Here is an 8,533-nt window from a genome sequence, read left to right on the forward strand (position 1 = left end):
GATCAGTGGGTGGTGGCCGCGCTCCGCGAGGTGCTTGGCGGTCTGCAGAGCGGTGTGCGCGACGCCGTTGACGTCGGGGGGATAGGACTCGGTGACGATCAGGACTCGCATCGGGGAGGTGCGCATACGAGCGTTGTCGCCGACCGGGGCATGGGCAGCCCCACATCCGCATGTCCGTTCGGAAAACGTCCCATGAGCCTTGGGCCCCGGTGAGCCTCAGGCCCCTGCCCCTCACCCCGTGGCGCGGTCGGCCAGCCGGCCGCGGACCGCGGTCTGCACCCCGGCCTGCTCGGCGGGATCGGTGGCCAGCCGGCGCAGCCGCTCGACCACCCGGGTGTCGACCGTGGTGGCGCAGCGGGCGGCGACCTCGCGGGTGTCCTCCTCGCAGTCCCACAGGCACTCGACGGCGAAGCCGGTGGTGAAGGAGGGATCGGTGCCGGAGAGGGCGCGGGCGACGTCGCCACGCAGCTGGGAGGAGGCCGTCTCCCGGTAGATGTGGCGCAACACGGGCACGGCGGCGCCCACGGTCAGGCGCCCGGCCCCCTCCACCAGCGGGCGCAGCTCCCTGGCGTCCATGCCCCTGGTGCGCACCGCGCGGAGCAGCGCGGTCAGCACCCGGGGGGCGTCCCGGCTCTCGCCGCGCCTGGCCAGCATGGCGGCGGCGCAGGAGCCGAGCTGGTCGTCCCGGTCGGCCCAGCGCCTGGCCTGTTGGAGCGCCTGCTGCCCACCCATCCGGGAGAACGCGGTGATCGCGGCCCCCGCCACGTCCTCGTCGGGCGCGCCGGCGGCCGCCTCGATGAGGGGGAAGACCGCCGGCTCCTCGCGCTCGGCGAGGTGGCGCAGCGCCGCCGCCCGCACCGCGGGACGGCCGGCCTCGGCGGCGGCCAGCAGCAGGGGGCGGTCGGCGGGGCCGGCCACCGCGGCCAGGCAGCGGGCGGCCGCGGCCTCCCGCCACTGCCGCGGCGACTGCTCGTACCCCTCCTGGGCCCAGTCGAGGACGGCGTCCACGCTCCAGCCGGGCTGCGGCCCCGGCGGCCGCAACTGGCGCTGCCAGCGGTCGAAGTCGCCGTGTTCCAGGGCGCGTTCCAGGCGGGCGCGCTGCTCGGGGCGGTCGGGATCGGCGGCCCACACGTGCCAGGGACGGGGCTCGAAGGAGTCGCGAACCGCGGCCGTGAGGGCGGCCTCGCCCTCCTCGGTGTGCGGGAAGCGGAGCAGGATCCGCGGGCCGAGGGCGCGCAGCCCGGCGTCGTCGTCGCGCACGGCGAGCTCGTCGAGCGCCCAGCGCCAGTTGGCGCCCTCCACGGCGTAGCGGCGCAGCAGCCGCAGCGCCTCGCGGTCACCGTAGGAGGTGAGGTGGCCGAGCACGGAGAGGGCGAGGCCGGTGCGCTCCTCCTCGGGGCGGACGGCGTCGTCCGGCCGGAACAGGTGGTCGGCGACGGCGTCCAGGTCGGCGCCGAGCTCCACGTAGAGCCGGGCGTAGTAGAGGGAACGGTGCTCGAGCCGCCAGTCCCGGCGGGGATCGTGCAGCACGCAGCGCTCCAGCGCGGCGACTGCCTCGGCTCGGGGGGCCGCGAGCGCGTGCAGCCAACCGTCGCCGCGCCCTCGCTGGAGGAGCCCCAGGAGGGTCCCACTGGGCGCTATGTCTGTTTCGGTGTGGCTGGCGAACATATGAGTCAGCATCCGGTGCGGTCGTTCCCGTGGCAAGGCATTTCCGTTGCGCGGCTCCTTGCCGGTGCGAGCCCGTTCTACACCCGCGGGGCCGGAACGCGCCTCCCGGGGCGGCTGAATCTCTTACGGAGCGGGGAAGGCTGTGCAACAGTCTGGAGTCGTCCGCCGGGAAGGCGGCCCCCGCCGACCGCCCCGGGACGTCAGGTCCTGTCCGCGCCGTATCAGGGACCCGCCATGCTCTCCTCGCAGCACCCGGAACCCCCCACGAACGACCTCACCGACGAGGCCGCGCTCGACGACCTGATCGCCCGCGCGCGCCGGCTGCGGGACGACGTCGAAGCCCTGCGGCGCGACGAGGCGGCCGGCGGCGCGCCGGAGCGGCGGCGGGCGGGCCTGGAGCTGGCACTCGAAGGCCTTGACGACGTCGGCGAGCGGCTCGCCGCGCTGCGCGGCGCCGAGAGGCCGGCGGCGGGGCCCGCGGGGAGCGCTGAGTGGAACCTGCTGACCGACGGGGTGGTCTGGTCCGACGAGCTGTACGCGATCTTCGGACGCCCGATCGGCGAGGGGCCGCTCACCCTCGACCAGCTGCCGTCGTGGCTGCCGCCCGAGGACCAGCCGACGCTGACCGCGGCCGTCACGGACTGCCTGGTGGACGGGCGGCCGATGGACTGCGAGTTCCGCATCACCCGCCCGGACGGCTCCCGCCGCGTGGTCAGGATGGCCGGCGAGCCGGTGCTCGACGACAGCGGCGGCACCGTGGCGATGCTGGCGATGATCCGCGAGCTGCGCGTGGACCGGCCGGCGTCCCGCCGCGGTCCCGGCGCCGCCGACGAGGAGCCGGCGGCGGGCGCGGACGCCGCGGCGGGCGGCCGGGCGCGGACGAGCGTGCGGGGCCCGCTGGGCACTGCCCGCGAGGAGTCGCGGGCGGCCGCGGGCGAGGCAGGGCCCTGGCGCGGCCTCACCGTCGCGCTCGATGACTCCGTGCTCGCCCCCTCGCTCGACTCGCCGCGGCCGGGCGGTTCCGAGGGGCCGCCCGGATCCCTGGAGCTGGCCGCCCGTTTCCTGCCCGCCGGCGCCGGGGGGCAGATGAGCGGCAAGTGGTACGACGCGCTGACCCTGCCGGACGGGGGGCGGCTGCTGAGCGTCGGCGACCTGTCGGGGACCGGCGCCGCCGCGGCGGCCGGCACTGCCACGGTGCTCGGCGCGATCCGCGGCATCGCGCTGACCGGCGCCGCGCCCGGCGCGCTGCTCGGCCACCTCAACCAGTTGCTCGACCGGGCCGCGCAACCGGTGCTGGCCAGCGTGCTGTGCTGCCACTACGAGCCGGACCTCGGTGTGCTCACCTGGGCCCAGGCCGGCCATCCCGCTCCCCTGCTCTGCCGGGGCGGCACCGGCTGGGCGCTGCCGAGACCGGCCGGGACGCTGCTCGGCGCGGTGGGCGACGCCGGCTTCGCGCAGCGCGCGGACCGGCTGGCCCCAGGAGACGTGCTGGTACTCCATACCGATGGACTGTTTTCGGCCATCCCACGGCAGCTGCCGGCAGGGCACGCGGGCGACCACCGGCTGATCGACCTGGCCCCCCGGCTCAGCTCGGCGCGCAGCGCAGCCGAGTGCCTGCGGGTGATCGTCGCGGCCTGCGGCGAGGTGGCCAGGGAGGACGACGCCTGCCTGCTGGTGGCCAGGGTCAGGGAGTGACGAACCGCCGACGGCGGGCCGGGGGCGCCGGCACCGCCGTCGGCGGCGGTCAGGCCGGCCGGCCGCCGAACCGGGGCGAGCCCGAGGCCTGCGGCGGCAGCACCTGCTCGATCTCCTCGCGCAGGGTTTCGATCCTGGCGTAGCCGGCGTACTGCCCGGTGAGCCGGTACATCTCGCGCAGCCGGTCCCAGGTGCGGTGCGAGGAGTTCTCGCCGATGCTCGCCAGGGCCAGCCGCGCGTAGCGGTCGGCCTGCTCCGGGTCGTCGGCGATGAAGCAGGCCGATGCCATGGAGAGCTGGTCGAAGATCCGCGACCTGCCCCGCTCGTCCTCGCGCAGCGCGAGCGCCTGGACGGCGTACCGGGTGGCCGGCCTCGCGGCGGCCGGGTCGTGCTCGGCGAGGGTGCGGTAGGCGAGGGCCTGCATGCCGTACAGGTCGGCCTCGTCGAACATCTGCATCCAACTGGGCGGCGGCACGTCGCCCCGGTCGGATACGAACAGCTCCTCCGCCTGCCCGAGCAGCCGCCGCATGGCCTGGCCGTGGCCCATCGACGCCTCAGCCCAGGCCTCGATGGTGCACAGCATGGCCCGAGTGCGGGGCAGGGCCTCCTCGCCCATCCCCGAGTTGGCCAGCTGCATCAGGTCGAGGGCGTCGTCGGGCCGCCCCAGGTGGACCATCTGACGCGCGGCCCTGGACAGCGCCTCGCCGGCGCGCGGCTGGTCACCGCCCTCCCTGGCGGCGTGCGCGGCTATCACGAAGTACTTCTGCGCGGTGGGCTCGAGGCCCACGTCGTGCGACATCCAGCCGGCCAGCACCGCGAGGTTGGCCGCCACCCCCCACAGCCGCCGCTGCAGATGCTCGGGGTGCCGGAAGGCGAGCATGCCGCCCACCTCGTTGAGCTGCCCGACCACGGCCTTGCGCTGCAGGCCGCCGCCCCGGGACGCGTCCCAGGCGCGGAAGATGTCCACCGAGCGCTCCAGGGCCTCGACCTCCTCGGCGCCCACCGGCGCCGCCTCGTAGCGGTCGAGTCCCGCGGGATCCGCGGTGGTCGCTGAGTCGTGAACGGTCAGGGTGTCGCGGTCCCGGGGGGTCCGCAACCAGTCGTACATGGCGTCGCTGAGGGCTGATCCTGCGGCGAGCGCGGCGCCCGCACCCACCATGCCGCGTCGGTTGAGCATGAGGTCCATTCCCGTGAATTCGGTGAGGACCGCGGCCGTCCGCTGGGGTGCCCACGGCAGTCCATGGATGGACGGCCGTGCCCCCGCTTCCCCCGGCCGGCGAAACCCGAGGTCCTCGATGGTCACGACACGGCCGAGCCGCTCGGTGAACAGCGTCGCCAGCACCTCGGGAACCGGATCGCGCGGGGTCTCCCCCGTGTCGATCCAGCGGCGCACCCGCGAGGTGTCCGTGGCCAGCTGCGGATGCCCCTGGGCCGCCGCCTGCCGGTTCACCAGCCTGGCGAGTTCGCCCTTGGACCATCCGGCCAGGCGGAACAGATCCGCGAGGCGGGTGTTGGTTCTGCTGCTCACGTCAAGCCCCCAGGATCTCGGCTGAGTTGACAGTAGCCGCCACGCAACGGCCTTATGGCCATTCGCCATGGTTTCGCCAGGGCACGCCACATGGTGTGCCACCCGCGCGAGGGAGTGATGTAGACACCGCGCCACCCCGGTCCGGTGGCCGCCCGGCATTTCCCCAGGGTGCTGGGAGGCCCGTCCGGTCCGGGGGCGCCGTGAACCTTCCGGCACACGAAGGGACCATGCCCGCCTATGTATCCAGCACCATCACCCGTGGTCTCCCGGGCCAGGCCGCGCCTCGTCGGCCAGCTCGGCGCCGCACCGGCCGGCGTCGCGGACGACCGCGGCCGGCGGCCGCGGCGGCCGGGACCGACGCCGGGCGCCGGGCGGATCGACTTCTCGGGCGCGCGTGGGGAGCGGTTGCGCACCGCGCTGTCCGCCGCCCAGGAGATCTGTCCCGAGTTCGCCCCGGTGCAGGTCGTCCGTGACGCCGGCCCCTCGGTCGTGCTGATCGGCATGGCCGGCCGCCGCGCCGCGGTCGCCAAGTGCCTGATCGACCCGACGGGCCCGCGCGCCGACCGGACCAGGCAGGAGATAACGGCCTACCGCACCTTCGTCCACCACCGGCCACCGACGCGGGTGCCCCGGCTGATCGCCGACGACCCGCACAGCGGCACGCTGGTGGTCGAGTTCGTACCGGGCCGGGTGGGCGCGACGCGCCGCCACCCGGCGTCCGCGCCGTCCGCCGCCGACCTGCGCGGCCTGCTCGCCGCCCTGTGCCGGCTCAACACCTGGCAGCCGCCGGACGGCGTGTTCCAGGACGCCGTGAGCTACCCGGCGTGGCTCGCCCGATACCACTCGCTCGGGCTGCTCACCGACCGGGACGTCGGCGACATGCAGGCGCTGCTGCACGGCCTGTGCGGCCGGGGCCGGCAGGAGCTGCCCCGGCAGTTCTGCCACGGCGCGGCGCGGCTGACCCATGTGCTGCTCTCGCCCAACGGTCCCGTGCTGGTGAGCTGGGAGTCGGCCGGCTGGTACCTGCCGGGCTACGACCTGGCCACGCTGTGGTCGGTGCTCGGCGACGCGCCGCTGGTGCGGCGCCAGATCAGCCAGACCGCGCAGGCCGTCGGGCCGCGCGGTCGGGACGCGTTCCTGGTCAACCTGATGCTGGTGCTCACCCGGGAGATCCGGCTCTGCGAGGAGGCGGTGCAGCGCGCCATGCGGCGGCCGATGACCACCCCGGCGGGCGGCGGCCTGTCCTACGGGGAGGAGCAACGACTGTTGCTGCGCCGCCTGCACGAGGACTGGGCGCTGGCCCGCCGCGCGGTCCGCGCCGCCGTCGGCACCAGGTAGCCGGGCGGCGGCGCCGGCTAGCGCTGGAACATCTCGGCGGGGAGCGGCTTCAGCAGGGCGTAGAGGTCGTCGGTGATGGGGCGGTCCCAGCTGGCGATGGTGACCAGGACGCCGTCGTCCCGGTCGAACTGGACGCAGGAGACGCGGCCTTCGGTGCAGGTGATGCGCCGGACAATCAGCAGGTTACCGTCGTGCATCACCGGGACGTCCTCGCTGCCGGTGGCGCGCACGTCCTCGTCGATCTCCAGCGCCGCCAGCAACTGGTGGACCTCGAAGGGGACTTCGCCCTCCACGATGTCCCGTGCCGGCGAACCCTCCGGCAGGTTGCCGATGACCATGGCCGGGCCGCGTCCGCCGAACAGGTCGTAGCGCAGCACCACGCCCTGGCAGCTGCCGTCCGGGGCGGGCAGCAGCCCCGCGCCCAGCACCCCGGGCCAGTCCCCCGGGTCCATGGCGAGCACGTCGAAGTCGGGCCCTGCGGGGGAGGCGGCGCTGCGGCGGCGGAGAAACGACATGCCGCCATGGTACGTGGGCCCGTTCACACCCCGGCCGCCCCGCGATCACCTGGGGCGGCCACCTGACGGTACAACTCCACGGCCTCGCCGGCACGACCCAGCTGTTCGAGGCAGTGCGCCTCGTCGTTGCGGCTCGCAAGCGAGTCGGGGTGTCCTGGCCCGAGCACCCGCTCCCTGGCCCGCCGCACGCCGCGGTACTCGGCGAGCGCCTCGTCCCAGCGGCCGAGCCAGCCGAGCGCCACCGCGATCTCCCGGCCGCTGACCAGGGTGTCGAGGTGGTCGGGGCCCAGCGTGTCGGCGCGGAGGTCGCGGACCACGCGGGCCTCGGCCAGCGCCTCCTCCCACCGGTCGAGCCGGCCGAAGCTGATGCCGAGGGCGTGCCGGGCGCGCAGCGTGTCGGCGTGCGCGGGGCCCTGGGTCCTGGTCCTGGCCTCGATCACCTCGTGGATGACCGGCACGGCCTCGCCCGGGCGGCCGAGCCGCCCAAGGACGACACCGATCTCGAAGCGGGCGTCGAGGGTGTCGGGGTGGTCGGCGCCCAGTACCCGGGCCCGGGCGGCGGCGACCGCAGTGTGGCCGGCCAGCGCCTCGTCGTAGCGGCCGAGCCGGAACTGCGCGTAGGCCGTCTCGTACCGGCTGGCGAGGGTGTCGGCGTGCTCGTCGCCCAGCGCCCTGGCCCGCTCGGCGGCCACCGCCCGGTGCACGTCGTAGGCGTCCTCCCAGCGGCCGAGCCGGCCCAGGCTGAGCCCCGCCCGGTGCCGGCTCTCCAACACCGCCAGGTACTCCGGCGCCGGGCTACGCCGCTCTCCGGTGTGGCCGAGCAGGGCGGTGGGCGCGAGCCCGGTCCACTGGCCGGTGAGGCCGGCCGAGCGGTCGGGCGGCGGCAGCCGCAGCGACCAGGAGCCGCTGGCCCGCGATCCGGGACGCATGCCGCGGGTCCAGGCCGGCAGCCACTCGGAGCGCGGCCGGGCGGGCGCCGGGACGGCGGCCGCCGCGGTGCCGCCGCCGGCGACGACCAACCGGCGGGCGATCGCGGCGGCGTCCTCTGGCCGGTCCGCCGGGTCCTTGGCGAGCAGTTGGAGGATCAACCGCTCGAGATCGACCGGCAGCTCGGGGCGGTGGCGGCGCGGCGGGGTCGGCGGGGTGTCACGGTGGCCGATGAGGACGGCCCAGGGGTCGCCGAGGTCGAACGGCGGCGCCCCGGTCGCGATCTCGTACAGCACGCAGCCCAGCGAGTAGAGGTCGCTGCGGTGGTCGACGCCGACGCCCGCGATCTGCTCGGGCGACATGTAGTGCGGGGTGCCCATGGCCATGCCGGCGCTGGTGAGCTTGGAGGTGAGGCCGATGTCCTGGGCGATGCGGGCGATGCCGAAGTCGCAGATCTTGACGGTGCCGTCGGTGAGCCGCATGACGTTGGCCGGCTTGAGGTCGCGGTGGATGATGCCCTGGCCGTGGGTGTAGGCGAGCGCGGCGGCGACCTGGTCGGCGACGTCGGCGATCACCTCGACGGGCAGCGGGCCGCCGCGGTCGGTGAGCAGCTCGCTCAGGTTGCGCCCCTCGAGCAGCTCCATCACCAGGAAGAGGACACTCTCGGACTCCCCGAAGTCGTGCACCACGGTGACGCCCCGGTGTTGCAGCGAGGCGGCGAGCCTCGCCTCGCGCCGGAAGCGCTCGCGCAGCACGCGCAGGAACGGCTCCTCGTCCTCCCTGCCGCCCAGCGGTTTGAGGCACTTGACCGCCACCCGCCGGTCGAGCGCCTCGTCCCTGGCCCGCCAGACCTCCCCCATGC

Annotated in this window: 6 protein-coding genes and 1 pseudogene; 2 read left to right on the forward strand and 5 right to left on the reverse strand. The window is 75.4% G+C overall.

Going from position 1 to position 8,533, the window contains the following annotated elements; translation table 11 throughout:
• A pseudogene (locus tag E1265_RS39795) lies at window positions 1-111 on the reverse strand (glycosyltransferase family 4 protein); the annotation flags it as partial.
• Window positions 112-231: 120 nt separating this feature from the next.
• Window positions 232-1,668 (reverse strand): HEAT repeat domain-containing protein, encoded by a 1,437-nt coding sequence (locus E1265_RS29225; RefSeq protein WP_132934002.1) that lies wholly within the window; start codon window positions 1,666-1,668, stop codon window positions 232-234.
• 234 nt (window positions 1,669-1,902) lie between these two features.
• Between E1265_RS29225 and E1265_RS29230 the strand changes: the two genes are divergently transcribed.
• On the forward strand, window positions 1,903-3,363 hold the full coding sequence (locus E1265_RS29230; protein WP_132934003.1) for a SpoIIE family protein phosphatase: 1,461 nt from the start codon (window positions 1,903-1,905) through the stop codon (window positions 3,361-3,363).
• Window positions 3,364-3,412: 49 nt separating this feature from the next.
• Here the strand turns inward: E1265_RS29230 and E1265_RS29235 are convergent, their stop codons facing one another.
• On the reverse strand, window positions 3,413-4,891 hold the full coding sequence (locus E1265_RS29235; protein WP_132934004.1) for a hypothetical protein: 1,479 nt from the start codon (window positions 4,889-4,891) through the stop codon (window positions 3,413-3,415).
• Window positions 4,892-5,128: 237 nt separating this feature from the next.
• Here E1265_RS29235 and E1265_RS29240 point away from each other — a divergent pair, with 237 nt between their 5' ends.
• Window positions 5,129-6,229 carry an aminoglycoside phosphotransferase family protein gene (locus tag E1265_RS29240; protein ID WP_132934005.1) on the forward strand — a complete coding sequence of 367 codons (1,101 nt, stop codon included), beginning with the start codon at window positions 5,129-5,131 and terminating at the stop codon, window positions 6,227-6,229.
• Between the two features lie 17 nt (window positions 6,230-6,246).
• Here E1265_RS29240 and E1265_RS29245 read toward each other — a convergent pair whose 3' ends face one another.
• A complete protein-coding gene (locus tag E1265_RS29245) occupies window positions 6,247-6,744 on the reverse strand; it encodes a hypothetical protein (protein WP_132934006.1) in 498 nt (165 codons plus the stop codon).
• 23 nt (window positions 6,745-6,767) lie between these two features.
• The coding region (locus tag E1265_RS29250; protein WP_132934007.1) for a serine/threonine-protein kinase at window positions 6,768-8,533 on the reverse strand (1,766 nt) is incomplete at its 5' end.

The sequence above is a fragment of the Streptomyces sp. 8K308 genome, from assembly GCF_004348315.1.
In the GTDB taxonomy this organism is placed as follows: domain Bacteria; phylum Actinomycetota; class Actinomycetes; order Streptomycetales; family Streptomycetaceae; genus Streptomyces.